Consider the following 25983-nt stretch of genomic DNA (forward strand, 5'->3'; position numbering starts at 1 on the left):
TCACGACAGGGCAACATTATTCACTCCGGACGGTGATCGAGCAGCTCGCGAACGCCACGGATGCGCGTGGTAAGCAGCTTCGCGGCCCGCGACGAGTCCAGCACGACGCGCCCGGGCCGGTGCAGACCCGCGGCCGCGATCGTGCCGACCGGCACCCGCATCGGGTCCAGCCCGAAGTGCCGCGCCACCAGCTCCCCCAGCTCGGCCCGGCTGACCGCGTCAGGCCCGGCGACGTTGAGCACGCCCGCATGACCGGTGACCGCCGTCTCCAGCACGGCGCCGGCCAGGTCCGCCACGCCGATCGGGCAGCGGAACTCGTCCGCGAACAGCACCCCGGACGTCCGGCCGGTGATCATGTCGATGCAGAGCCGGACCTGCGCGCTGCGCTCGTCCCCGATGATCAACGACGTACGGACCAGCGCGGCACCCGGATGCAGCGCGCGCACCGCGGTCTCGGCCGCGGCCTTCGACGCGCCGTACGGCGTGATCGGCGACGGCACCTCGTCGTCGCCGTACGGTTCCGGGCGCCCGCCGTGCAGCGCGTCCGTGGACAGGTGCACCAGGCGGGCGCCCACGTCCGCCGCGGCCAGCGCGACCGAGGCGGCGCCGTCCGCGGTGGTCGCCCAGTCGCCGTACCGAGCCGCGGTGTTGATCACGACGGACGGGCGGACCGTGGCGCACAGCTCGCGGACCGCCACCCGATTGCGGACGTCCACCGGACGCCACCCGACGCCGGGGATCTCCCCCGGCGCCGAGTGGTACGTCCCGATCACCCGATGGCCCTGCTCCAGAGCCCGCCGGGCGACCTCGCCGCCGAGGTGTCCCCCGGCGCCGACGATCAGGTAGGTCATCGTCTCGCTCCCGAAGGTAGTTGCTCACCCGGGCGGAAGCGCCCAGGCAAGCACTACTTGCTCTCGACCGGTGCCGCGACCCCGGCCGTGCCCGCGGCGGCCGGTGCCGGCGTGAAGTCCACGCCGGCCTCCTTGCGCTGCTGCGCCGTGATCGGCGTCGGCGCGCTGGTCAGCGGGTCGAAGCCGCCGCGCGTCTTCGGGAACGCGATGACCTCACGGATCGACTCCGCACCGGACAGCAGCATGCAGACCCGGTCCCAGCCGAACGCGATGCCCGCGTGCGGCGGCGGCCCGTACTTGAACGCCTCGAGCAGGAAACCGAACTTGTCCTGCGCCTCCTCGGCCGAGATGCCGAGCAGGTCGAAGACCCGGCTCTGCACGTCGCCGCGGTGGATACGGACGCTACCGCCGCCGATCTCGTTGCCGTTGCAGACGATGTCGTACGCGTACGCCAGCGCCCGGTCCGGAGCGGTCTCGAAGTTGTCGATCCACTCCGCGTTCGGCGAGGTGAAAGGGTGGTGCACCGCGGTCCAGCCGCCCTCGTCCGTCTTCTCGAACATCGGCGCGTCGACCACCCAGCAGAACGCCCAGGCGGACTCGTCGATCAGGTTCGCCCGCTTGGCGATCTCCACGCGCGCGGCGCCGAGCAGCTCCTGCGCCTCCCGCTTCTCGGCCGCGGCGGCGAAGAAGATCGCGTCGCCCGGCTTCGCGCCGACCGCGTCGGCCAGCCCGGCCAGGTGCGCCTCGGACAGGTTCTTCGCGACCGGGCCGCGCGGCTCGCCGGTCTCCGCGTCCAGCACCACGTAGGCCAGGCCACGGGCGCCGCGCGCCTTCGCCCAGTCCTGCCAGCCGTCCAGCTCCTTGCGGGTCTGCGACGCGCCGCCCGGCATGACCACGGCGCCGACGTAGCCGCCGGCCGCGATCGCGCCCGCGAACACCCGGAACTCGGTGCCGGTCAGGTACTCCGTCAGCTCGGTCAGCTCGACGCCGTACCGCAGGTCGGGCTTGTCGGAGCCGTACCGGGCCATCGCGTCCAGGTAAGTGATGTGCGGGATCGGCCCGGTGATCTCGTGCCCGGCCAGCTCCTTCCACAGCGCCTTCACCAGAGCCTCGCCCAGGTCGATCACGTCCTCCTGGGTCACGAAGGACATCTCGATGTCGAGCTGGGTGAACTCCGGCTGGCGGTCCGCACGGAAGTCCTCGTCCCGGTAGCAGCGGGCGATCTGGTAGTACCGCTCCATGCCGCCGACCATCAGCAGCTGCTTGAACAGCTGCGGGGACTGTGGCAACGCGTACCAGCTGCCCGGCTGCAGGCGCACCGGCACCAGGAAGTCGCGTGCACCCTCCGGCGTGGACCGGGTCAGCGTCGGCGTCTCGATCTCCAGGAAGTCGCGCTCGTGCAGCACGGTCCGGGCGATCTGCGACGCCTTCGAGCGCAGCCGGATCGCCTTGGCCGGGCCGCTGCGCCGCAGGTCCAGGTAGCGGTAGCGGAGCCGGATGTCGTCGCCCGCGTTCACGTCGTCGTCGACCGGGATCGGCAGCGGCGCCGCCTCCGACAGCACCTCCAGATCGGACACGATCACCTCGATCGCACCGGTCGGCAGCTCCGGGTTCTCGTTGCCGCCGGGCCGCGCCGCGACCTCGCCGACCACCTTCACGCAGTACTCGTTACGCAGCGCGTGCGCCGCGTCCATGTCCTCGCGGAAGACCACCTGCACCACGCCGGAGCCGTCGCGGAGATCCACGAAGATGACCCCGCCGTGGTCACGGCGGCGGGCCACCCAGCCGGCCAGCGTGACCGTGGTGCCGGCGTCCGTCGCGCGCAGGCTTCCGGCGTCATGAGTTCGGATCACGACAGTGAGCTCCTCGTCGTTGCTGTCAGGTGTCGTCAGCTTCGCATTCTGTCAGGCCCATCGCTTCCTATTTCGCGCGGCACCGACGCCTCACCGGCCGTGAAAAGGAATTCAAGGCAGAGCAAATCAAGATCTCAATCTTCCCGCTCCCGGCGCGGCGCAGCCCGTTTGCACCCGCGGGCACCGAGCCCACCTGGGGACGACCCCAGACCCCGATCTTCCCGCTCCCGGCGCGGCGCAGCCCGTTTGCTCCCGCGGGCACCGAGCCCACCTGGGGACGACCCCAGACCCCGATCTTCCCGCTCCCGGCGCGGCGCAGCCCGTTTGCTCCCGCGGGCAAACCCGCGGCGGCCTCCGCCGCCGCTCCGGTCGCCGCGTCGGAGCCGGTTCGCCGGTGGTCCCGAAAGAGCCGCGGCCACCGTGCCATCACGGGACCGGCCGCGGCTCACGTGCCGCAGCGGGCACTGTGTTCGGGGCTCGGGGCACTCCGTGCCCCGAATCGTGTTGGAGCCGGTCGCCGGCCTGCGCGACGACGCGCTACCGGCGACCGACTGCGCCGTGATCGGGTCAGGGGCGGCGCTCGAACGTGTAGCCCGCGTGGTGCAGCAGGCCGCCGGAGAATCGGCCGTAGGCCCAGAATCCCTGGTCGTCGCGGTAGACGATGCGGTCGCCGTCGATGCGGAACGCGCCCCGGTAGGCGTGCCGGCGGCCGGCGCGGGTCTCGTCGTAGCGGCCGTCCGCGGTCAGCTCCTGCTCGATGTAGCCGGTGGTGTCCACCCACATCCCCAGGTATGGCGACTCGGACCGCCCCGGCCCGCCGTCCACGGCCGGCACCACCTGGCCGTCCACCACCAGCAGCGCCGACCGGTCCGGCCACCAGATGACCTTCTCCGGCACGCTGCCGGTCGCCGGCAGCACCGCGAACGTCGCGGCCCCGCCCGCCTCGATCGCGCCGCCGAACAGCGGCACCACGCTCCGGCCGGCGCAGTCGACCACGTCCGCGCCGGCCCGGCTCAGCCCCGGCCCCGCGCCGACGATCCGCCCGCCCTCGACCCGCAGGTCGATCCCGCCGACCGGATCCGGCATCCACACCGTGCCACCGGCGAACAGCTGTACCACCACACACCTCCGGAACGAGGAACTCGTCCCTCCACCCTCGGCCGCCGCGCCGCCACCGGCCAGGGTGCACCGCACCCCCCTCTACTGACCTTCCAGCGTCAGGGTGACCGCGCAACGATCCGTGATCCAGGCGTCCCCGACGTCGTCAGCACGACGTCGGGACGCCTGGATCATGAGAAAGCCGCCCGACGGTGGCCCTGACGCCGAGGGCTCAGTAGCCGCGGGGCTGATAGGTGAAGGTGACCGGCGCGCTCGCCCCGGACGGGGTGGTCAGCACGACCGCCGCGGTGCCGGCCCTGCGCCCGGCCGGGAACGTCGCCGTCACCGCGGTGTCGCCGGCCCGGGTGAGCGGCGCGGTCACGCCGAGACGGCAGCGGCCCCGGGCCCGACAGCGGCGGGCACGGCGGCGGCGGGCACGGCGGCGGCGGGCACGGCGATCGCCGTCGCGCCCAGCAGCGCCGCGGCCACCCCTGCGGCCAGCATGCGGCCTGCTCGTGTCATGACGTCCTCCGTGCTCGTGTCCGGATCCGCGCGGATTCACAGTCGGCCCGCGGCCCGCGTCCCTGAGCGTTTTCTCCCGGCCCGGAGCGGCTTTGTCCGCCCTGACCAGCCCGTCCGGGCGGTAGCGTGGTGATCAACGGCAGCGAGGGCTTAACCGGGACGAAACGTGCCGGTGCCAGCATCGATCGCCATGTGAGCCCGCAGCAGACACGGAGGTCGGACTCTTGTTCCTCAGCCGCCATGAGCAGGATCGGTTGCTCATCCACGTCGCCGCGGACGTGGCGCAGAAGCGCCGCGCGCGCGGGCTGCGCCTGAATCATCCGGAGGCGACCGCGATCATCACGGCCTACATCCTGGAGGCGGCGCGGGACGGCCGGACCGTGGCGGAGCTGATGGAGGCCGGGCGGACCGTGCTGACCCGCGAGGACGTCCTGGAGGGCGTGCCGGAGATGCTGGCCGAGGTGCAGGTCGAGGCCACGTTCCCGGACGGCACGAAGCTCGTCACCGTGCACGAGCCGATCCCGTGAGGGGGCAGCGATGATTCCCGGGGAGATCCTGCCCGGCAACGGGGAGATCGAGATCAACGCCGGTAAGCCGGTGCTGACGCTGCCGGTGGCGAACACCGGTGACCGGCCGATCCAGGTGGGCTCGCACTACCACTTCGCGGAGGCGAACCCGGCGCTGGAGTTCGACCGGCGGGCCGCGTGGGGACACCGGCTGGCGGTCCCGGCGGGCACCTCCGTGCGCTTCGAGCCGGGCGTGCCGCGCGAGGTCGACCTGGTGCCGCTCGGCGGCCGCCGCATCGTCCCCGGCCTCCGCGGCGAGGCCGGCGGCCCGCTCGACAGGCCAACCGGCACGCTCGGCGAGTCCGGCGGCCCGCTCGACAGGGCCCCCGCCCCGCTCGGCGAGGAGGCGGACGGATGAGTGGATCATCGGCGCGGCGCCGGCCGGCACGTGACCGTCGCTTGAAAGGACGTCCGGCATGAGCTTCCTGGACCGCCGCCGGTACGCGGCGCTCTACGGCCCCACCACCGGCGACCGGATCCGGCTGGCCGACACGAACCTCCTGATCGAGGTCGAGGAGGACCGCAGCGGCGGTGGCGACGAGGCGGTCTTCGGCGGCGGCAAGGTCATCCGCGAGTCGATGGGCCAGTCCCTCGCCACCCGCGCGGAGCAGGCGCTGGACACCGTCATCACCGGCGCGGTGATCCTCGACCACTGGGGCGTCATCAAGGCCGACGTCGGCATCCTGGACGGCCGGATCGTCGCGCTCGGCAAGGCCGGCAACCCGGACACCATGGACGGCGTCCACCCCGGCCTGGTCATCGGCCCGGGCACCGAGGTCATCGCGGGCAACGGAAAGATCCTCACCGCGGGCGCGATCGACTCCCACGTGCACCTGATCGCGCCGGGCATCCTGGAGGAGGCGATCGCCTCCGGCATCACCACGATCATGGGTGGCGGCACCGGCCCGGCCGAGGGCACCAAGGCCACCACGGTCACGCCGAACGCGTGGTACCTGTCCCGGATGTTCGAGGCGCTGGACGTCTGGCCGGTGAACGTGCTGCTGCTCGGCAAGGGCAACACGGTCTCCGAGGAGTCCATGTGGGAGCAGCTGCGCGGCGGCGCCGGCGGTTTCAAGCTGCACGAGGACTGGGGCACCACGCCCGCCGCGATCGACGCCTGCCTGCGGGTGTGCGACGCCTCCGGCGTCCAGGCCGCGATCCACACCGACACCCTCAACGAGGCGGGGTACGTGCAGAGCACGCTCGCCGCGATCGGTGGCCGGTCGATCCACGCCTACCACACGGAGGGCGCGGGGGGCGGGCACGCACCGGACATCATCACGGTCGCGTCCGAGCCGAACGTGCTGCCCTCCTCGACGAACCCGACCCGGCCGTACACGCGCAACACGCTCTCCGAGCACATCGACATGCTGATGGTCTGCCACCACCTCAAGCCGTCCATCCCGGAGGATCTGGCGTTCGCGGAGAGCCGGATCCGCCCGACCACGATGGCCGCGGAGGACGTGCTGCACGACCTCGGCGCGATCTCGATGATCGGCTCGGACTCGCAGGCGATGGGCCGCGTCGGCGAAGTGATCATGCGAACGTGGCAGACCGCGCACGTGATGAAGGCCCGGCGCGGCAGCCTCCCCGGCGACGGCGGCAAGGACAACCTCCGGGCTCGGCGGTACGTCGCCAAGTACACGATCGCCCCGGCCGTCGCGCACGGGATCGACGCCGAGGTGGGCTCGGTCGAGCCCGGCAAACTCGCCGACCTGGTGCTCTGGGACCCCGCGTTCTTCGGCGTCCGCCCCGCGCTGGTGATCAAGGGCGGCATGATCGCGTGGGCGCAGATGGGCGACGCGAACGCCTCGATCCCGACGCCGCAGCCGATGCTGCCCCGGCCGATGTTCGGCGCGTACGGCAACGCGCCGGCCGCGCTCAGCCTCGCGTTCGTGGCCGAGGCCGCGATCGAGGACGGCCTGGCGAACCGCCTCGACGTGCGACGCCGCCTGGCGCCGGTGGCGAGCACCCGGAACGTGGGCAAGGCCGACCTGCCGCTGAACGACGCCACACCCCGGATCGAGGTGGAACCGGACACGTTCACGGTCCGGATCGACGGTGACCTGGTCGAGCCGGAGCCGGTCGACTCACTGCCGATGGCCCAGCGCTACTTCCTGTTCTGATGGTGAGGTCTTCGCCGGCCACGCTGCTCGTCCTCGCGGACGGGCGGCTCCCGGCCGGCGGGCACGCACACTCGTCCGGCCTGGAGGCACAGGTCAGCGCCGGACGGGTGCGCACGATCGCCGACCTGGACGGCTTCCTGACCGGCCGGCTGGCCACGGGCGGGCTGGTGGCCGCGACGTTCGCGGCCGCGGCCTGTGCCCGTACCGCCGCGTTGGAAGATCTTGATTTCGGTCTTGAGGTCCGGACGCCGTCACCGGCGCTGCGCACGGCCTCGCGCGCACAGGGCCGGGCGCTGCTGCGGGCCGGCCGTGCGATGTGGACGGTGCCGCCCCCGCACCGCGCGGACGTGCACCAGCCGGTCGCGTTCGGCCTGGTCGCGTCCGCCGCCGGCCTGGAGCCGGAACACGCCGCCGTGGCCGCCGCCTACGGCACGATCAGCGGCCCGGCGAGCGCGGCCGTCCGGCTGCTGGGCCTCGACCCCTACGCCGTGCACGCGCTGCTGGCCCGGCTGGCCGCCGAGTGCGACGCGGTCGCGGCCACCGCACTGACACATCTCGGCAGGTCCGTCGACGACCTGCCGGCCGACGGCGCGCCGCTGCTGGACATCGGCGCCGAACACCACGCCACCTGGGAGGTGCGTCTCTTTGCCTCATAAGGACACCGACGGCTCGATGCCCCACGGTCACGGACCGATGGACCCCGGCCCCGACCCGCACAAGCCGCTGCACCCGCACACGCCACTGCACCCGCACACGCCGCTGCTCACGAACACCCGCGCGCTCCGGATCGGCATCGGCGGCCCGGTCGGCTCCGGCAAGACCGCGCTGGTCGCCGCGCTGTGCCGCTCGCTCGGCGGCCAGTTGCGGCTGGCCGTCGTCACGAACGACATCTACACCACCGAGGACGCCGACTTCCTGCTGCGCAACGGCGTGCTCCCGGCCTCGCACGTGCGCGCCGTGGAGACCGGCTGCTGCCCGCACACCGCGATCCGCGACGACATCTCCGCCAACCTGGACGCGGTCGAGGACCTCGAGGCCACGCTCGGCCCGCTCGACCTGATCCTGGTGGAGAGCGGCGGCGACAACCTGACCGCCACGTTCAGCAAGGGCCTGATCGACGTCCAGATCTTCGTGGTCGACGTGGCCGGCGGCGACAAGGTCCCGCGCAAGGGCGGCCCCGGCGTCACCACCGCCGACCTGCTCGTCATCAACAAGACCGACCTGGCCCCGCTGGTCGGCGCGGACCTCTCCGTGATGGACCGCGACGCCCGCGCCCGCCGCGGCGACCTGCCGACCATCTTCCAGTCGATCGCCGAGGACAGCGGCGCCTCCCAGGTTGCCACTTGGGTCCGCACCCAGATCACCACCCGCGTCGCGATCGCACCATGACCGAACCCTCCCCAGCCGGCCACCCGGCTCACCGCACCGCCGCCCTTCCCGGCGGCTCGGACCCGGCTGGACACGACCCCGGTACGGGACCCGCCCACCACGCCGGTCCGGCGAGACGCGGCCGCACCGGCCCGGCGTGTCGACGGGTGGTCGCCGGCTGATGCGGGCGACCGCGCGGATCGTCGCGGTACCGGACGGCCGCGGTGGCACCGGCCTGCCCACGCTGGCCGGAGAGCCACCGCTGCTGGTCCGGCGCACCGGCGCCCGGCAGCCCGGCGTGCCCGCGAACGTGCACCTGGTCGGTGGCGCCGCCGGACCGCTCGGTGGCGACCGGCTGCGCATCGAGATCACCGTGGAGTCCGGCGCGTCCCTGGTGATCCGCACGGTCGCGGCCTCGATCGCGCTGCCCACGCCGGACGCGCACGGCCGGCCGGACACCTCGCTGGTCGAGGTGCACGCCACCGTGGCACCGGGCGGCACCCTGCACTGGCTCCCCGAGCCACTGATCGCCGCCGCCGGCTGCGACCACGACGCGGTCACCACGGTCGAGGTCGCGGACGGCGGCACCCTGGTCTGGCGCGACGAGCTGGTCTGCGGCCGGCACCGCGAGCCGTCCGGCGACGTCCGCCTGCACACCACCATCCGGTACGCGGGCCGTACCCTCTACCGCCACGACCTCTCCGCCGGCCCGGCCGCGCCGGGCTGGTCCGGCCCCGCCGTCCTCGGCACCTCCGCGGCCTCCGGCGCGATCGGCGGCGGCCGGGCGACCGGATCGCTCATCGTGATCGATCCCGCGTGGGCGGCCGGCGGACCGCCGCCGGCCGCACCGGTCGGCGACACCGCGGCCGTGATGCCGCTGCCCGGCCCCGCGATCCTGGCGACCGCCGTCGGCGGCGACCTGCGCGCGGTCCGCGGCCCGCTGGACGCGTGCCTGCACCTCACCCCCGCGCTCGGGTAATGACCTTTCGGCGCCAGGGCGTGTTTGGTGGATCTCGTCGAGCCGAGGCGAGGTCCAGGTGTTGTCTGGGTGTGCGGCGCGCAAGCCCTCATACCGGTGTTGTATGTGGGCTTGCGCGACGTGCGGCCAGGCGGCGCCTGGGCCACGCCGCAGGCCGGCGAAGATCCGCCAGACACGCCCTTGGGCGAACGTGCCGACGATGCATGATCCGGGCGTGTTCACGTCGTTCCGGCGAGGTGAACACGCCTGGATCACCGGACGGCGCCGGGCGATGACGCCGACACCGGAAGGCCGGTGGACCGGCCGTCAGGACTGCCCGGCCTCGCGTCTCGGGCCGGTGCCGGGGTCGCCCGGCCGCGGCACCACCGGCCGTCCCTCCGTCGTCGCCCGGTCCGGCGCATCTCCGGTCCCCGGGTCCGCGTCGTCCGCCTCTCCGGCCGGACCCGTCCCGACCGGCGCCGCCCCGGCCTCGGGATGCTCGCCCTGCGACCTTCCGGCCTGCGCCGGAATCGACGTGCCCGTGGCGACGACCGGCGTGCCCGTGGCCGCGACCGGGGTGCGGGCCCGGCGGGAGGGCAGGAGGAGGACCGCGAACGTGACCGGGATGAGGGCGAGGCTGGCGTACGTCGAGGGCTGGAAGCTGTTGATCTTCGGATGGCCGTCGATCGCCAGGTCCACGAAGACCAGCAGGCTCTGCACGACCACCAGGCCGATCAGGATCGCGCGGCGCGGGTGCCGCCAGAGCGCGATCGCGCCGGCCGGGACGAGCGCGGGGAACGCGTACAGGCAGAAGCGGCCCCAGTCGCCGCCGACCACGAACTGCGCCAGGACCGGCACCATCAGCCAGCCGAGCGGGCCGGCGTGCCGGAAGCCGTAGAGCCCGAGCGCCCACCAGACGCCGAGCGACGTGCCGACCGCGATGCCCAGCGCGGCCACGATGCCCTGCTCCGCAAGCTTCATCCCGACGATCCGTACGCCGGCCTGGACCAGCAGCTCCTGGCTCGGCCAGCCGTGCGTGGGCTTCGCCTGCACGGCCGTGGTGGCGAGCACGCCGGGGCCGACCACCAGCGCCACCCGGATCGCGGCCCGCCAGTCGACCCACTTCTCCCGAAAAATCATGTACAGCGGCACCGCGAACGAGATCACGGTCTCCCGGGCCAGCGCGGCCGCGACCAGCAGCAGCGGCAGCACGGCCGTCCAGCCGGACAGCGCCGCCAGCATCGACCAGGCCAGCAGCGCCATCGCGGCGGGATCGATCAGGTACGGCTGGTACAGGTAGAACAGCCACCCGGGCAGGCTGAGCAGACCGGCCATCGCCACGTAGGCCGCACCACGCGTGCCGCCCAGCTTCCGGGTCAGCAGGTAGGCCGCGACCCCGCCGGACGCCAGCGCGATCGCGTTCAGCAGCCGATACGCCTCGCGATAGTGATACCGGCCGCCGATCTCGTTGGCCAGCAGAGGCATCAGCATGCGGTACGTGTACGGCGTGTGCACCTGGGCCCGCGGGTTCTCCGCCAGCCTCAGGTAGTGCAGCGCGTCACCGCCGGACGACCGGACGTGCGGCAGGATCAGCAGCCAGATCGCGGTCAGTGCGACGGCGGCACCGACGGCGAGCGAGATCTCCCGGACCACGGGAGACTTGAGAATGGCGGCGGTCACCGGTCCTCGGATTCCTGAGGTCGCACGTCGAGTGGCGTTCACAAGAGGAGTCACCTTAGCCGGACACTACTGAGTGGACGACGGTTGCGGCCGCGCCGGCACTCTTCCGGGGACGTTCTTCACCTCCCGCGGCGTCGGGACACGGCGGCGGACTATCGCGTTGCCGACACTTGACGGCCACCGCCATCGAAAGGGACCCACACTGGCAAATCCGTCAATAAACGCAAACCGCCCGCAAAGCCGATTCGGCCGGCCTGTTCACCATCCGTGAATTCACTCTAAGTGGACCGTCGTTGACCTTTGGTGATTGATTTACCAGCCCACCGTTATGAACGGGTCAGCCCGGCATTGCGCGACATATGGCGGTTCCGCCTCGCAAAACGGTGCTCTTCGGGCGTCTCCCTGCTCGGAGCGGGCGTGACACGCACTTGCATAATCCAGTGATGGCACGGGATTCGGGGAGTGGACTGCCCAGCGGCGGGTCCGACATCGTTACGGTCGAGCTCACGGCCGCGGAAGCGGCCTCGGGCACGACGAAGACCATCGCGCTGCCGCCGGACGGGCGGCTCATCGCGATCAACCTGCCGGCGGGCATCGGCGACGGCGCGATACTGCGGCTTCCGCGCAACGACGCCGCGTCCACGGACGGGCCGCCGGAGCTCACCATCCACGTCCAGGTCACGTCCGACGACCCGACCTCGGTCATTCCGCTGCCCACGCCGTACGACCAGACGAAGCCGATCGCGGTCCCGGCCACCGGCGACGACGAGAAGACCACGGTGCTGCCGACCGGCCAGGACCGGACCGCGGTCGTCCCGGCGCCGGACAGCGACGCGGACGAGCGCACCACGGTCATCGCGACGGACGGCGGCGCCACCCCGCCGGCCCTCGCCGACGAGGACCGCACCGCGGTCATCTCCACCGGCACGCCCACGGCCGCCGACGAGGACCGGACGACGGTGATCCCGGCCGGCGCCACGCCGCCCGCACCGGCCGTGGCCGAGACCCCGGCGTCCGCCACCACCGCGGACGACGACCGGACCACCGACATCCCCACCCGCACGACCCCGGCCGCCGCCGACGGGGACCGGACCACGGTCATCCCGGCCACCGACCCGGCCTCGACGCCCGCCACCACCGCGGACGACGACCGGACCACCGTCATCCCGGCGCCGGCCACCGCCTCCGGCGCGGGCGGCGACGGCCCGGCCACCACCGGCGTGGCCTCGGACGAGGACCGCACGGCCGTCATCCCGACCGGCGCCACACCGGCCGGGCCGGCCGGCGAGTCCCCGGCGTCCGCCACCACCGCGGACCACGATCGGACCACCGTGCTCCCTGCGGCCGCGGAGCAGACGTCGTCGCCGGCAGAGGAGAAGGCATCGCCGACGGCCGAGGAGAAGGCCGAGGAGGGCGACCGGACCGGCTCGGGCATCGCTCCGGCCACGCTCGCGGCCGGAGCAGCCGGAGCGGTCGCGGGTGCCGCCGCCGGTGCCGCCGCGGCGTCGAGCGCGCGGCCGGACGACACCGCCGCGCAGCCGGCCACGCCGTTCAACGCGGAGACCACCCAGCACGTGCCGGCCGACGCGACCTCCGCTCCCGCTGACGCCGCCCCGGTCCCGGCCGCCGCGGACGCGACGCCCCCCGGCTACACGCTGCCGGGCGGCACCGCGCCGGACACCGCGAGCGAGGCCGCCGGCGCCGCCATCCCGCCGACCTCCGGCGCGCCGTCCACGGCGTACCCGCCCACGCCCGCCCCGGGCTACACCCCGGCGCCCGGCGCTCCCGCACAGTCCTACCCGCCGGTCCCGGGCACGCCGGGATACCCGCCGGTCTCCGGCGCCCCCGCACAGTCCTACCCGCCGGCCCCGGGCACGCCCGGATACCCGCCGGTCTCCGGCGCCCCGGCCGGCGGTTACCAGCCGGTCTCCGGCGGGCCCGCGCAGTCCTACCCGCCGGCGCCCGGATATCCGCCGGTGTCCGGTGGCCCGGCCGCCCCCGGCTACCCGGCCTCCGGCGTGCCCGGTTCCGGTGCCCCCGCCGGCTACCCGCCGGTTCCCGGCACCCCCGGTTATCCGCAGACCCCGAACACCGCCGGTGCGCCCGGCTACCCGCCGCCCGGCACCCCCGGCTACCCCACCTCCGGCGTGCCCGCGCCCGGCTACCCGACCTCCGGCGTCCCGGCCTCCGGTGTGCCCGGTGCGCAGGCCTGGGGTCAGCCGCCGCAGTCCGGTGCTCCGGCGTGGGGGCAGCCCGGCGCGTACCCGCTCGGTGCTCCCGGCGGCTACGCCGTCCCGCCGCAGCAGAAGCCGAAGCGCAGCACCGGCCTGATCGTCGGTGCCGCCGTGCTCGTGGTGCTGCTCTGCGCCGGCGTGGTCGCCGTACCGTGGCTGCTCAACAGCGGTGAGCCGGACCCGGACCCGACCGGCGGCGGCCCCGGCCCCGCGGCGACCACCCAGGCGCCGGTGGCGATGACGCCCGGGCAGTACCAGGCGGTGCTGTCCGCGCTGGACGGCGACGTGCAGCCGGCCTGGGACGCGATGAACCGGGCCACCAAGCCGGACGCGCTCTCCTCGGCCGCGGACGACCTGGGCGAGATGCTCGGCCTGCAGGCCGACGAGCTGGCCCGGGTGACGCCGCCGGAGGACGTGGCGGACGAGCACAACCTGCTGGTGGAGGCGCTGAACGCGCTGAGCACGGACGTGCTGGACGCGAGCCTCTCCGCGGAGGGCTCGGCGCTGTGCACCGGCTCGTCCGCGGTCAACCTGGTGTCCCGGTCGGACGGCGGCGCGGATCTGCGGGACGCGGCGACCGCGCTGAGCTCGGCGGACCTCAAGGTCGGCGGCTGGATGCCGAAGGCGCTCAAGGAGGAGAGCCGGCGTCCCCCGAACGGCAACTACTACCGGCGCATCCAGGGCGGCCTCGGCGAGCTGAAGGTCGACAACGGCGGTGACCACGACGCGCTGATCAACCTGGTGAAGAACGGTCAGACCCGTCCGGAGGTCTCGTTCTACGTCCAGGCGAAGTCCAACTTCACGGCCAGTTCGATCCACGACGGCGCGTACACGATCTACGTGACCACCGGGACGGACTTCGACGGGACGCGCTTCAACCGGGACTGCGACTTCAGCAAGTTCGACGAGGCCATCACGTACGAGACGACGAACAACCAGTACACGATCTGGGAGATCAGCCTGGAGGCGTCGGTCGGCGGCAACGCCAGCACCAGCGACGTGCCCCCGGGCTCCTTCCCGGAGTGACCCGGTAGCACCGCGGAAGGCCCGGCCGCCCGGCCGGGCCTTTTCCGTGTCCTCAGCCGTAGATCGCCGCCGGGATCACGGTCGGCGGCACCCCGAACGTGCGCAGCAGCGCCTCGGTGAGGTGGTCGGCCGCGGTCCGCTCGCTCCAGCCCAGCGTGGTGGTGAGGTCGATGACCACCCGCTCGTCGAAGATCGTCACCCACATCAGCACCGCGAACCGGATGTCCTGCTGCGGCAGCCGTCCGCGGGTCACCGCGGTCTCCACCAGCCGCGCCAGCCGGTCGTAGAGCGCGCCGATGAACGGGTCCTCCATGTTCCGCCGGGCCAGCAGGCCGCGCGGGGATCGCATGTGGACCGCGGCGGCGCCCCAGCGGGTGGCCTGCGCCACCCACTCGTGACACAGAACACGGATGTCGCCGAGCGGGTCGTCGCCGACCGGCAGCCCGTCGAACGCCTCCAGCAGATCGCCCATCAGGTCCGCGAAGTACGCATCGACCGCGCTGCCCGTGTCGGAGAAGTTCCGGTACGCGGTGGCGGTCGAGATCCCGGCCCGCTCGGCCGCCTCGGCCAGCGGGAACTCGGTCCCGCGCTCGGCGATCAGCTCGCCCACGGCGGTCAGCAGTGCGGAGCGTCGCTGCCGTGCGTCGCTGCGCCGCGGTCGATCGTCGTCCTCGGCCACCCCGAGGGCCGGCGCGGCCCGGCGTCCAGTTGGCAGCGACATGTCCGGGATTGTATCGCCCGCGCTTGGCACCTCCCCGTAACGAGATCGCAAAGTGGCCACGTCACACTGCCAAGTGAGAAGATCTTCTCACTTTTTCGGGAGGCAGGTTCATGTCCACGAGACAAACCCGCGTCGCGGTGATCGGTGCCGGCGCGGTCGGCCTGGTGGTCGCTGAGGCGGCGCACGACGCCGGCCACGACGTCGTGCTCTGCGCGCGGACGCGGCCGGAGCGGCTGGTCATCGAGCGTGCCGATCGCGTACGCGAGTTGGACGTACCCGTGGTGGTCGATCCGCGTGAGGCGGAGCCGGCCGACTGGGTGCTGCTCGCCACCAAGGCGCAGGACGTGGCCGGTGCCGCCGCCTGGTTCGACGGGCTGGTCGGCCCGGAGACCACGGTGGTGGTGCTGCAGAACGGCGTCGACCACGCCGAGCGTGTCGGCCCGCTGCTCCCGTCCGGCACCACGGTGCTGCCCGCGCTCGTCTACGTGGCCGCCGAACTGCTGGAGCGCGGCCACGCACTGCACCGCCGGGGCGCGCGGCTCACGGTCCAGGGCTGCCCGGACACGGCCGGCGCCGAGTCCCTCGCCGGCTTCACGTCCACGGCCACGGCCGGGCGGGCGGACGCGGCCAGCACGCTGCCCGGCGAGCGCTTCGCCGCACTGATGGCCGGTTCCGGTCTCGCGGTGGAGCAGGTGGCGGACTTCCGCACCGCGGCCTGGCGCAAGCTGCTGACCAACGTGGCCGCGAACCCGATAACCGCGCTCACCATGCAGCGGATGGTCGTGATCCAGCAGGACGAGTCCGTGCGTGAGCTGACCCGCGCACTGCTGCACGAGGCGGTCCGGGTCGGTGCGGCCGAGGGCGCGGCGCTGACCGCCGACGACGTGGCCCACACGCTGCGCCTCTACGACGAGTTCGCGCCGGACGACGGCACGTCGATGTACTACGACCGGTTCGCCGGGCGCGCGACCGAGCACGAGCTGATCACCGGCGCGGTGGTCCGGCTCGCCGACCGGCACGGCGTGGACGCGCCGCTCAACCGGGCGATCCTCGCGCTGATGCGGGGCCTGAACCACAAGTAGCCACACGACGCCCTGCCGCGACCACCATGCGGCAGGGCGTCTTCATGTCCGCACCGCGCGCCCGGCACCGGCGGACCCGGCCGGACCGGAATCCGCCGGCGGCCGAGCCGAGCGCGCGCCCGGCGGCCGGGAGCAGGCCACTCGCTGCTCGGCTGGGGCCTGCCGGCGATCCTGGAACGCCTGCTCCCGCGCCGCGCCGCGCCGATCTGGACCGTCGTGGCGACGCTGATGCCGGTGATCTCGTTCGCCCCGCTCGGCGGCGAGATGGACGCGGCCACCCGCCTCACGCTCGGCGCCACGCACGTGCTGGTGGCCGCCGCCCTCTTCGCCGGACTGCTCCGCCACAGGCCCGCCTGACCCCCCGGCCGCGGCCGAGCCTGATGTAACCGCCTGTTACGCGGAGCGCGACGGCCGGCCCCTCGATCGGATGAACAACACCAGGCGGGCAGGCCGATGACGGATTCGCGAACGATACTCATGGTTAGATCCGCGCATGGTCATGCGTCGCGGTCTCCCGCCGGTCGCGGTCCTGGCGACATCCGTGCTGCTCTGCGCGGGCGGCGGCCTGACGCTCGCGTACGGACTGTCCGGCGATCCGATGGGCAGCCTCCTCCCGCCGTGGTCGCTCGTGCCGTACGGCGCGCTCTACCTGCTCCTGGCCTGGGCCGTTGTCCGCGGTCACGGCTGGGGTCGCGTCCTGCTGCTGATCCTCTGCGGCGTCGGCGCAGCCCTGGCCGTGACCCGGATGGTCCAGGGCACCGTGCTGGCCGGCATGCCCTGGCTCGGCTGGCCGGTCATCTACGCCGCGCTGGTCAGCACGCCGAGCGCCCGCGCCTGGTTCCGCCGGGCCCCCGAGTCGGCCGAGGACGCGTTCTTCGACCCGATGCGCGGCCCACGCGAAGAAACCCAAAACACCCCGCCGCGGGTACGCCGTGAGGACGCCACCGACGACGAGGAGTGACACAATCGCCCTCATGATCGAGATCGCGGTGACCGGCGTGACCGGTCACCTCGGCGGCGCCGTCGCCCGCCGTCTCTCCGCCGCCGGCCATCCGCTGCGCCTCGTCGCCCGCTCCCCCGCACGCGCGCCGTCGCTGCCGCACAGCACGGTCGCGGCCGCCTCCTACGGCGACCGCGACGCCGTGGCCCGCGCACTGGAGGGCACCGAGGTCGCGCTGATGGTCTCCGCCGCCGAGTCCGCCGACCGCCTCGGCCAGCACCGCACGTTCATCGACGCGGCGGCCGCAGCCGGCGTACGCCACCTGGTCTACATCTCGTTCTTCGGCGCCGCCGCGGACGCGGAGTTCACGCTGGCCCGCGACCACCACGCCACCGAGGAACACCTGCGCGCCTCCGGCCTGACCTGGACCGCGCTGCGCGACAACCTCTACGCCGACTTCCTCCTCACGCTGCCCGGCCCGGACGGCGTCATCCGCGGCCCCGCTGCGGACGGCCGCGTCTCCGCCGTGGCCCGCACCGACGTCGCCGACTGCGCGGCGGCGGTCCTGCACTCCCCGGCCGGCCACGAGAACCGCACCTACCAGCTGACGGGACCCGCGGCCGTCTCGCTGGCCGAGGTGGCCGCGCTGCTCACCACGCACACCGGCCGGCCGATCAGCTATCACCCCGAGACGCTGTCCGAGGCTCGCGCGTCGCGGGCCCACTACGCGGCGCCGCCCTGGCAGCTCGACGCGTGGATCTCGACCTATACCGCCATCGCGTCCGGGACGCTGGAGGGCGTCACCTCCGACGTGGCGCTCCTCTCCGGCCACGCCGCCACCCCGATCCAATCCCTCCTGCGGACCCCCTGACCCACTTCGGGCCGTATCGACCCGCCGGCGGGCGGCAAGCACGGCGCCCCTCGTTACCGCCGCCACCGGTGAGAAGCCGAGACCCCGCGCTCTAACGAGAGCCGGCACGGCCGTCCTGATATCTCACGTCATCGCTGTCTTGAGCTGTTCTCCTCGGTTTAGGGCGCCTCCGGCGGGCCTCGGGCTCCGGGGAAAGGGCGGGGCTTCCAGCCGGGCCGGGTTCGTCGGCCCCGCTGTCTCTTCGTGAGTGGCATGGGTGGGCTTCGTGTGCCTGGCTGCCCCGCATGCCGTCTTCCGGGTCAAGCCGAGCAGATCATCGGCAGGGCCGCCGGCTCTGGTCTCCGGTCGGTAGGGTCGTCGCTGCGCGCCGTCCTTGCCTAGGACGGATCGAGCCGGATCGCTCCGGGACCGGGGGCCAACGCGACCGCGCGTGGGTCGGCCAGCTCGTGACCGTCGGCGCAGTGCACGGTGAGGTGGACGTCGGCGTCGCAGCCGCGGTGCACCGCACGCACGGACGGTCCCTCGGGTCCGGCGATGTACTGCTCGCCCCAGGCGCGCAGCGCGATCAGGATCGGGTAGAGGTCGAGGCCCTTGGCGGTGAGGCGGTACTCGTACCGCCGGCGGCTGCCCGGTTCCTGGTATTGCTCCCGCCGCAGCAGGTCCTGCTCGACCAGCATGGCGAGCCGGTTCGTCAGCACCTGCCGCGGCACGCCGGTCCGGACCCGCATGTCCTCGAAGCGGCGCACGCCGCTGAACACCTCGCGCATGACCGCGACGGTCCACTTCTCGCCGAGCACGGCCATCGCGCCGCCGATCGGGCAGTTCTCCACGGACCAGTTCAACGCGTCGGGTCTCACCAGCCCAGGCTAAGTCTCGTTGACAGACCCAGCAACCGGCTGCCAGGCTGCGTCCATGGAAGAGACTCAGCGCAGCCGCACGTACGGCTGGACGGATCCGTCGGCGGTCGCCGCCCACCTCGGCCGCCGCGGCGGTCTCGACCTGATCCGGGCGATGGCCGCGGGCGAGCTGCCGGCGCCGCCGATCATGCACACGATCGGCATCTCGGACATGGAGGCCAAGGAGGGCTGGATCGGGCTGGAGCTCACGCCGCAGGAATTCCACTACAACCCGCTCGGCTCGGTGCACGGCGGCGTCATCTCCACGCTGCTGGACACCGCGGCGGCCTGCGCGGTGCACACCACGCTGCCGGCCGGCACCGGTTACACCTCGCTCGACCTGACCGTGAAGTTCGTCCGCCCGGTCACGATCGCCACCGGCCGGGTGCGCTGCGAGGGCACGGTGCTCAACCGGGGCCGCCGGACCGCGCTCGCCGAAGCCCGGCTCACCGACGCGGCCGGAAAGCTGCTGGCCCACGGCACCTCCTCCTGCCTCATCTTCGAGATGCCGTGACCCCTGCGCCGCACCGGACCCGGGCGGGATGGGTGCGGCCGGTGCCCGGCCGCCGGTAAGAGCACTGCGAAACGGTCGAAAAACATAAGACCTCGTGCCCGATGGCCGATTGGCCGGTTGCAGTCCGGTTGCGTCCGGTTCCGATTCGGGAGATGACAGATGAGCACTGATGCCTCCGCCCGGCGTGGCGGCGCGGCGCGCTGGTTCACCGATCGGGGTGTGAACGCGAAGATCCTGTCCGCCGTGGCCGTCGCCTCGATCGCCGCGGGGACGATCGGTGTCACCGGCTTCGTGCAGCTGGACTCGATCGCGGACCAGGCCGAGACGCTCTACACCGACAACGTGGCGCCGCTGACCACGCTGTCGACGCTGCAACGGGACTTCCAGGCCTGGCGCGGTCGCGTCCTGGAGTACGGCGGCGCCAGCGCGGAGACCCGCGCGAAGCTGCTCACCGAGATCGACGAGCGGATTGCGAAGATCAACGACGACGCCGACACGTATCAGCCCCACGCGGTCCACCCGGACGCGATGTCGGCGTTCCGCGCGGACTTCACCAAGCTCGTGGACATCGCGGACAACACGCTGATCCCGCTGGCGGACCGGGGCCAGAGCACGCAGTTCTTCGCGGAGTACCGGGCGCAGCTGCTCCCGGTGGTGACGTCGGCCAGCGACGCCATCGAGGCGGAGAACGAGGCCGAGGCCGCGCAGGCCAAGGAGCGCGCCGACGACGGCGCCGCGACCGCGTCCACCGGCAAGCGCACGCTGCTCATCGTCGGCGTCGTCGGCGTGCTGCTCGCGCTGGCGCTCGGCGTCTGGGTGGCCCGGCAGATCGTCGGCCCGCTCGCCACGGTCAAGCGCTCGCTGACGCACATGGCCGAGGGCGACCTCACGCTCGAACCGGACGTGCACGGCAGGGACGAGGTCGGCCAGATGGCCGCCGCGCTGACCCGGGCGCTGCGGCAGACCCGCGAGGTGGTCTCGTCCGTCGGCGCGGCCTCGCACAGCCTGGCCGCCGCGGCCGAGGAGACCTCGGTCATCGCGAACCAGATCGCCAAGAACGCGGAGGAGGCCTCCACCCAGGCGAAGGTCGTCTCGGCCGCGTCCGAGGAGGTGTCCCAGGGCGTGACCACGGTCGCGGCCGGCTCCGAGGAGATGGGCGCCGCGATCGGCGAGATCGCGCAGAGCGCGAACAACGCGGCCGAGGTCGCCGGGCAGGCCGTCGCGGTCGCGGAGTCCACCAACCAGACCATCGCCACGCTCGGCGAGTCGTCCCGGCAGATCGGCGACGTGGTCAAGGTGATCACCGCGATCGCGGAGCAGACCAACCTGCTGGCGCTGAACGCGACCATCGAGGCGGCCCGGGCAGGCGAGGCGGGCAAGGGGTTCGCGGTCGTCGCCACCGAGGTCAAGGACCTGGCCCAGGAGACCGCGCGGGCCACCGAGGACATCTCCCGCCGCGTCGAGGCGATCCAGGCCGACAGCAGCCAGGCGGTCACCGCGATCCAGGAGATCGCCGAGATCATCGGCCGGATCAACGACTACACCACCACCATCGCGTCCGCGGTCGAGGAACAGTCCGCCACCACGGCCGAGATGAACCGCAACGTCGCCGAGGCCGCCTCCGCCACCGGCCAGATCAGCGCCAGCATCGACAACGTCGCCGAGAACGCCCGCATCACGGCCGAATCCGTCGCCGACGCCCAGCGCTCCGCGGCCGAACTCTCCCGCATGTCCACCGAACTCCAGAGCACGGTCTCCCGCTTCACCTACTGACCCGTCCGGTACGGCGAAGTGGGCCGAAGCCCCCTTCGCCTGCGGAAAGATCACACGGACAGCAGCTGGTGCAGGGACTCGTCGTGGAGGTCGGTGCGGTTGCCGGAGCGGACGACCTCGCCGGCGTCCAGGATGACGAACTCGTCGGCGAGGCGGAGCGCGGTGTCCAGGTACTGCTCGATGAGCAGGATGGCGAGGCCGGCCTCGGTGTGCAGGCGGGCGATCGCCTCCTCGATCTCCACGACGATCGACGGCTGGATGCCCTCGGTCGGCTCGTCGAGCAGCAGCAGGCGCGGGCGGGTGATCAGCGCGCGGGCCATCGCGAGCTGCTGTTGCTGGCCGCCGGAGAGGAAGCCGGCACGGCGTTTGAGCAGGCCGCGCAGCGCCGGGAAGAGGTCGAGCGCCTCGTCGCGCGCCGACCGGTCCGGCGACCGCGCCGCCTCCAGCGTGACCCGCAGGTTCTCGGCCACGGTCAGCTGCGGGAACGTCTCGTGGCCCTGCGGCACGTAGCCGAGCCCACGGCGTACCCTCTCGTGGGTTTTCAGCTTTGAGAGGTCCTCGCCCTCGAACGTGATCGTGCCGGCGCGCGTGGGCAGCACGCCCATGATCGCCTTGAGCAGCGTGGACTTGCCGACACCGTTGCGGCCCATGACGCAGACCAGCTCACCGGCCGGCGCGTGCAGATCAACCCCGAAGAGCACCTGGGCCCGGCCGTACGCGACGTCGAGACCCGAAACGACCAGCGTCATGCCGCGGCCTCCCGTGATGTGGATCTTCCTAGGTAGACCTCCTGGACGCGCGGGTCGGCCCGCACCTGCGCGACCGTACCCTCGCGGAGCAGCCGGCCCTCGTGCAGCACCGTCACCTGGCTGGCGAACCGGCGCAGGAAGTCCATGTCGTGCTCGATCACCACGACGGTGTGGTCCCTCGCGACCGCCTGGAGCAGTTCGCCGGTGCGTTCCCGTTCGCCGCGGCTCATGCCGGCCACCGGCTCGTCCAGCAGCAGCAGGCGCGGCCGCTGCACGATCAGCATGCCGATCTCCAGCCATTGCCGCTGGCCGTGCGACAGCACGCCGGCCGGCCGCTCGGCCTCGGGAGTCAGACCGATCGTCTCCAGCACCGCCGCGACCTCGTCGGAGACGCCGCGCCGCGCGCGCAGCAGCGCCGGGATCCGGCGCCGGAACGACGCGGCCAGGTCCAGGTTCTCCAGCACGGTCAGGTCCTCGAAGACCACCGAGGTCTGGAAGGTACGGCCGACGCCGAGCCGGACGATCGCGTGCTCGCGCCGGCCGGTCAGCTCGACGCCGTCGAAGCGCACCGAGCCGGACGCGGGCCGGGTGCGCCCGGTGATCACGTCGATCAGCGTGGTCTTGCCCGCGCCGTTCGGCCCGATCAGGAAGCGCAGTTCGCCGGGCTGCACCGTGACGTCCAGGTCGGTGATCGCGTGGAAGCCGTCGAAGACGACGTTCAGGCCGCGCACCTCCAGCCGCCCGCTCATGCCGTCTCCTCCGAACGACATTCGCCGGGCCCTGAGCCGGCGGATTCGCTCGTAAGCTCGCTCATACCGGCACCCGCTCCCGGACCGGCGCCGGCAACGGCGGAGCCGGCGTGAAAAAGCGGCGGCGGACCAGCGCCACCCCGTCGGAGAGCAGCCCGGCCAGGCCGCGCGGCGCCCACAGCATCACGGCGATGAACAGCGCGCCCTGCAGATAGGTCCAGCCGGACGGGAACGACTCGCTGAGCCCGGTGCTGGCGTAGTTGTAGAGCACCGCGCCGCCGATCGCGCCGCCGAGCGAGAAGCGCCCGCCGATCGCGACCGCCACCAGCATCTCCAGCGACGGCACCACGCCCAGGTCGGCCGGGCCGAGGATGCCCACCACGGGCACGAACAGCGCGCCCGCGATCCCGGCCATCGCGGCGGACACCGCGTAGACCAGCGTCTTCACCAGCGCGGGGTCGTAGCCGAGGAACCGGACCCGGTCCTCGCCGTCCCGGATCGCGACGAGCAGCCGCCCGAGCCGGCTGCGGGACAGCTGCCACGCGGTCAGGAACACCGCGAGCAGCGCGCCGACGACGAGGTAGTAGACGATCCGCTTCTGCGCCGGGTCGTAGAGGTCGAGTCCGAAGAAGAACTGCACGTCGGTCAGCCCGTTCGTGCCGCCGGTCAGGCCCTGCTGGCCGACCAGAAGGATCACGAACGCGGCCGCGAGCGCCTGGGAGAGCACCGCGAAGTAGGCGCCGCGCACGCGTTGCCGGAACACGAGCGTGCCGAGCAGCAGCGCGACCACGGTGGGCAGCACGATCACCATGGCCAGCGCGAAGACCGGGTTGCGGAACGGCGCCCAGAGCGCGGGCAGCGCTTCCACGCCGCTCCACACCATGAAGTCGGGCAGCACGCCCGGGCCGGCGTCGGCGAGCTTCAGATGCATGCCCATGGCGTAGCCGCCGAGGCCGAAGAAGACACCCTGGCCGAGCGTGAGCATGCCGCCGCGGCCCCAGGCGAGGTAGATGCCGACCGCGACGACGGCGTAGCAGAGCCACTTGGCGAGCAGCTCCAGCCGGAACGCGGGCAACAGAGCCGGCGCCGCGAGGAGCAGCAGCGCGACGACCAGGAAGATCGCCGGGCCGGAGAATCGCGCGGCTCTCGTCGTACCCACGAAGGCGTGTGAATTTTGGGTCATGTCAGTGCCCGGCTGCGGAGGACGAACAGGCCCTGCGGACGGAATTGGAGGAACGCGACGATCACGGCGAACACCACCACCTTGGCGAGACTCGCGTCGGTCCAGAACTCGACGAAGCTGTTCAGCACGCCCAGCGCGAACGCCGCGATCACCGCGCCGCGCAGCTGGCCGAGCCCGCCCGCCACCACGATCAGGAACGCGTCCACGATGTAGTAGGTGCCGAGCGACGGCCCGACCGGCCCGATCAGCGTGAGCGCGACCCCGGCGACGCCGGCCAGCCCGGAGCCGATCAGGAAGGTGAGCTGGTCGACGCGCTCGGTGGCGACGCCGCTCACGGCCGCGAGCTGCCGGTTCTGCATGACCGCGCGCATCCGGCGGCCCTGCTTCATCCGGGTCAGGTAGAGCGAGATCGCGCCCACACAGGCAAGGGCCAGGACCAGAATGAAGATCCGGCTGTACGGGATGCCCGCCACTCCCCCGGTCAGCCAGGACGGCGCGGCGACGCCGACGTTGGGCGCGCCGAAGACGTCCCGGGCGAGCTGTTGCAGGATCAGGCTGACGCCGAACGTGAGCAGCAGCGTGTCCAGCGGCCGGCCGTAGAAGCGCCGGATCAGCAGCCGTTCCAGGACCAGGCCGAGCATGCCCGCGACGGCGAACGCCAGCGGGAGCGCCAGCAGCACGTCCTGCAGCACGTAGGCGGTGTACGCGCCGACCAGCAGGAACTCGCCGTGGGCCATGTTGATCACACCCATCTGGCCGAACGTGAACGTCAGGCCGAGCGCGATCAGCAGCAGTACGGCGCCCATGCTCGCGCCGATGAAGAGCTGCGTGAGGGTCGCCATCAGCTCAGCCCGGTCGCCCAGGCGTACCCCTTGAGGTATGGGTCCGGTTTGATCGGCTGACCGGAGTTCCACACCTCCTTGATCTGGCCGTCCGGCTGCACCAGGCCGATCCGCGCGGTCTTGAACACGTGCTGGTTCTCGCCGTCGATCGTGACCGTGCCCTCCGGCAGGTCCAGCGCCACGCCCTTGGCCGCGGCCTTCACGGCCTCGACCTCGACCGTGCCGGCCTTCTCGGCCGCGGCGGCCCAGAGCTTGACCGCGTTGTAGCCGGCCTCCATCGGATCGGAGGTGACCTTGTCCGCGCCGTACTTCGCCTTGAACGCCTTGACGAACGTCTCGTTCGCGGCGCCGGTGGTGGTCTGGTAGTAGTTCCAGGCGACCAGGTGGCCGGCGATGTTGTCCGGGCCGATGCCGGCGACCTCCTCCTCGGCCACGCTCACGCTGACCGTGGGCATCGCGTCCGCGGTGATCCCGGCGCCGCGCAGCGCCTTGAAGAACGCCACGTTGGAGTCGCCGTTCAGCGTGTTGAAGACCGCGTCCGGCGTGGCCCGCTGGAGCTTGTTGACCACGGTCGAGTACTCGGTGTGGCCGAGCGGCGTGTACTCCTCGCCGACGATCTCCATCCCGTTCGCGGCGGCGTAAGCCTTAATGATCTTGTTGGCGGTACGCGGGAAGACGTAATCGCTGCCGACCAGGAAGACCCGCTTCTTGCCCTGCTCCTTGAGGTAGTCCAGGCCGGGCACGATCTGCTGGTTCGTGGTGGCGCCGGTGTAGAAGATGTACGGCGAGCTCTCCAGCCCCTCGTACTGCACCGGGTACCACAGCAGCGCCTTGTTGCGCTCGAAGACCGGCAGCATCGCCTTGCGGCTGGCCGACGTCCAGCCGCCGAAGACCGTCGCCACCCGGTCCTGGCTGATCAGCTTCTGTGCCTTCTCCGCGAAGGTGGGCCAGTCGGAGGCGCCGTCCTCGACGACGGGCTCCAGCTTCTTGCCCAGCACGCCGCCGGCCGCGTTGATCTCCTCGATCGCGAGCAGCTCGGCGTTCTTGACCGTGACCTCGCTGATCGCCATGGTGCCGCTGAGCGAGTGGAGGACGCCGACCTTGATCGTGTCGCCGCTCGCCGCTCGCGCACCGTCGTCCGGTGAGCCGACGCAGCCGGACGTGAGCGCGAGCGTGGCGGCAAGACCGAGCGCGGCGAATGAACCCCGAAGACCTTGTGACATCCGACTTCCTCTCTGCCGGTGCAGGTGGAGAGGAAGCTAGGGGCGCGCGATTTCACGTATCTGTGTACATGAATGTCTGCGCGTTTAAGGACTGCTCACAAGCGACGGTGATCGATTGTGATATTACCTACACTCAGCGTGACGGCGCGCCGGATCCG

At 72.5% G+C, this 25983-nt stretch carries 26 protein-coding genes; 13 read left to right on the forward strand and 13 right to left on the reverse strand.

Going from position 1 to position 25983, the window contains the following annotated elements:
* Positions 1-20: 20 nt before the first annotated feature.
* From J2S43_RS23645 to J2S43_RS23665, 5 genes are all read right to left on the reverse strand, one after another.
* A complete protein-coding gene (locus J2S43_RS23645; protein ID WP_306832683.1) occupies positions 21-851 on the reverse strand; it encodes an SDR family oxidoreductase in 831 nt (276 codons plus the stop codon).
* A 53-nt stretch (positions 852-904) separates the two neighbouring features.
* Positions 905-2704, reverse strand: coding sequence for an aspartate--tRNA ligase (gene aspS / locus J2S43_RS23650; protein ID WP_306832685.1), 1800 nt, complete (start codon positions 2702-2704; stop codon positions 905-907).
* 567 nt (positions 2705-3271) lie between these two features.
* On the reverse strand, positions 3272-3826 hold the full coding sequence (locus J2S43_RS23655) for an Atu4866 domain-containing protein (protein WP_306832687.1): 555 nt from the start codon (positions 3824-3826) through the stop codon (positions 3272-3274).
* Between the two features lie 208 nt (positions 3827-4034).
* Positions 4035-4184, reverse strand: a complete 150-nt coding sequence (locus J2S43_RS23660) for a hypothetical protein (RefSeq protein WP_306832689.1) — start codon at positions 4182-4184, stop codon at positions 4035-4037.
* Complete coding sequence (locus J2S43_RS23665; protein WP_306832690.1) at positions 4181-4324, reverse strand: hypothetical protein; 144 nt, start codon at positions 4322-4324, stop codon at positions 4181-4183. Before J2S43_RS23665 ends, J2S43_RS23660 begins: the two co-directional genes overlap by 4 nt.
* A 224-nt stretch (positions 4325-4548) precedes the next feature.
* On the opposite strand from J2S43_RS23665, the gene J2S43_RS23670 reads away from it, so the two are divergent.
* From J2S43_RS23670 to J2S43_RS23695, 6 genes are all read left to right on the forward strand, one after another.
* A complete protein-coding gene (locus J2S43_RS23670) occupies positions 4549-4851 on the forward strand; it encodes an urease subunit gamma (RefSeq protein WP_306832692.1) in 303 nt (100 codons plus the stop codon).
* 10 nt (positions 4852-4861) lie between these two features.
* Entirely contained in the window at positions 4862-5248 is a 387-nt protein-coding gene (locus J2S43_RS23675) for an urease subunit beta (RefSeq protein WP_306832694.1), read from the forward strand.
* Positions 5249-5306: 58 nt separating this feature from the next.
* Entirely contained in the window at positions 5307-7016 is a 1710-nt protein-coding gene (locus J2S43_RS23680) for an urease subunit alpha (protein ID WP_306832696.1), read from the forward strand.
* Positions 7016-7672, forward strand: a complete 657-nt coding sequence (locus J2S43_RS23685; protein WP_306832698.1) for an urease accessory protein UreF — start codon at positions 7016-7018, stop codon at positions 7670-7672. Before J2S43_RS23680 ends, J2S43_RS23685 begins: the two co-directional genes overlap by 1 nt.
* Positions 7673-7709: 37 nt before the next feature.
* Positions 7710-8405 carry an urease accessory protein UreG gene (gene ureG, locus J2S43_RS23690; RefSeq protein ID WP_306832700.1) on the forward strand — a complete coding sequence of 232 codons (696 nt, stop codon included), beginning with the start codon at positions 7710-7712 and terminating at the stop codon, positions 8403-8405.
* A 136-nt stretch (positions 8406-8541) separates the two neighbouring features.
* A complete protein-coding gene (locus J2S43_RS23695) occupies positions 8542-9363 on the forward strand; it encodes an urease accessory protein UreD (RefSeq protein WP_306832702.1) in 822 nt (273 codons plus the stop codon).
* Between the two features lie 306 nt (positions 9364-9669).
* Here the strand turns inward: J2S43_RS23695 and J2S43_RS23700 are convergent, their stop codons facing one another.
* On the reverse strand, positions 9670-11022 hold the full coding sequence (locus J2S43_RS23700; protein WP_306832704.1) for a hypothetical protein: 1353 nt from the start codon (positions 11020-11022) through the stop codon (positions 9670-9672).
* Between the two features lie 443 nt (positions 11023-11465).
* On the opposite strand from J2S43_RS23700, the gene J2S43_RS23705 reads away from it, so the two are divergent.
* The gene (locus tag J2S43_RS23705) at positions 11466-14282 is read left to right on the forward strand and encodes a hypothetical protein (RefSeq protein WP_306832705.1); all 2817 of its coding nucleotides are present in this window, start codon (positions 11466-11468) and stop codon (positions 14280-14282) included.
* Positions 14283-14334: 52 nt separating this feature from the next.
* Here J2S43_RS23705 and J2S43_RS23710 read toward each other — a convergent pair whose 3' ends face one another.
* Positions 14335-15003, reverse strand: a complete 669-nt coding sequence (locus tag J2S43_RS23710) for a TetR/AcrR family transcriptional regulator (protein WP_306832707.1) — start codon at positions 15001-15003, stop codon at positions 14335-14337.
* 110 nt (positions 15004-15113) lie between these two features.
* On the opposite strand from J2S43_RS23710, the gene J2S43_RS23715 reads away from it, so the two are divergent.
* The 4 genes from J2S43_RS23715 (at position 15114) to J2S43_RS23730 (ending at position 17896) form a co-directional block, all read left to right on the forward strand.
* Positions 15114-16085, forward strand: a complete 972-nt coding sequence (locus J2S43_RS23715) for a 2-dehydropantoate 2-reductase (protein WP_306832709.1) — start codon at positions 15114-15116, stop codon at positions 16083-16085.
* A 144-nt stretch (positions 16086-16229) separates the two neighbouring features.
* Complete coding sequence (locus J2S43_RS23720) at positions 16230-16442, forward strand: DUF6069 family protein (RefSeq protein WP_306839411.1); 213 nt, start codon at positions 16230-16232, stop codon at positions 16440-16442.
* A gap of 136 nt (positions 16443-16578) precedes the next feature.
* On the forward strand, positions 16579-17046 hold the full coding sequence (locus J2S43_RS23725; RefSeq protein WP_306832711.1) for a hypothetical protein: 468 nt from the start codon (positions 16579-16581) through the stop codon (positions 17044-17046).
* Between the two features lie 13 nt (positions 17047-17059).
* A complete protein-coding gene (locus J2S43_RS23730; protein WP_306832713.1) occupies positions 17060-17896 on the forward strand; it encodes an SDR family oxidoreductase in 837 nt (278 codons plus the stop codon).
* A gap of 377 nt (positions 17897-18273) precedes the next feature.
* On the opposite strand, the gene J2S43_RS23735 is transcribed toward J2S43_RS23730, so the two are convergent.
* Positions 18274-18753 (reverse strand): winged helix-turn-helix transcriptional regulator, encoded by a 480-nt coding sequence (locus J2S43_RS23735; RefSeq protein WP_306832714.1) that lies wholly within the window; start codon positions 18751-18753, stop codon positions 18274-18276.
* Between the two features lie 55 nt (positions 18754-18808).
* Here J2S43_RS23735 and J2S43_RS23740 point away from each other — a divergent pair, with 55 nt between their 5' ends.
* Both J2S43_RS23740 and J2S43_RS23745 read left to right on the forward strand, forming a co-directional pair.
* Complete coding sequence (locus tag J2S43_RS23740; RefSeq protein ID WP_306832716.1) at positions 18809-19306, forward strand: PaaI family thioesterase; 498 nt, start codon at positions 18809-18811, stop codon at positions 19304-19306.
* 159 nt (positions 19307-19465) lie between these two features.
* Positions 19466-21079 (forward strand): methyl-accepting chemotaxis protein, encoded by a 1614-nt coding sequence (locus J2S43_RS23745; RefSeq protein WP_306832718.1) that lies wholly within the window; start codon positions 19466-19468, stop codon positions 21077-21079.
* Positions 21080-21129: 50 nt separating this feature from the next.
* Here the strand turns inward: J2S43_RS23745 and urtE are convergent, their stop codons facing one another.
* From urtE to urtA, 5 genes are all read right to left on the reverse strand, one after another.
* Positions 21130-21828, reverse strand: coding sequence for an urea ABC transporter ATP-binding subunit UrtE (gene urtE / locus J2S43_RS23750; protein ID WP_306832720.1), 699 nt, complete (start codon positions 21826-21828; stop codon positions 21130-21132).
* A complete protein-coding gene (gene urtD / locus J2S43_RS23755; protein ID WP_306832722.1) occupies positions 21825-22577 on the reverse strand; it encodes an urea ABC transporter ATP-binding protein UrtD in 753 nt (250 codons plus the stop codon). Before urtD ends, urtE begins: the two co-directional genes overlap by 4 nt.
* 61 nt (positions 22578-22638) lie before the next feature.
* Positions 22639-23736: an urea ABC transporter permease subunit UrtC gene (urtC, locus tag J2S43_RS23760; protein WP_306832724.1), complete on the reverse strand. Its 1098-nt coding sequence runs from the start codon at positions 23734-23736 to the stop codon at positions 22639-22641.
* 20 nt (positions 23737-23756) lie between these two features.
* Complete coding sequence (gene urtB, locus J2S43_RS23765; protein WP_306832725.1) at positions 23757-24602, reverse strand: urea ABC transporter permease subunit UrtB; 846 nt, start codon at positions 24600-24602, stop codon at positions 23757-23759.
* Complete coding sequence (gene urtA, locus J2S43_RS23770) at positions 24602-25825, reverse strand: urea ABC transporter substrate-binding protein (protein ID WP_306832726.1); 1224 nt, start codon at positions 25823-25825, stop codon at positions 24602-24604. Before urtA ends, urtB begins: the two co-directional genes overlap by 1 nt.
* Positions 25826-25983 lie beyond the last annotated feature (158 nt).

This window comes from Catenuloplanes nepalensis (assembly GCF_030811575.1).
Lineage (GTDB): Bacteria > Actinomycetota > Actinomycetes > Mycobacteriales > Micromonosporaceae > Catenuloplanes > Catenuloplanes nepalensis.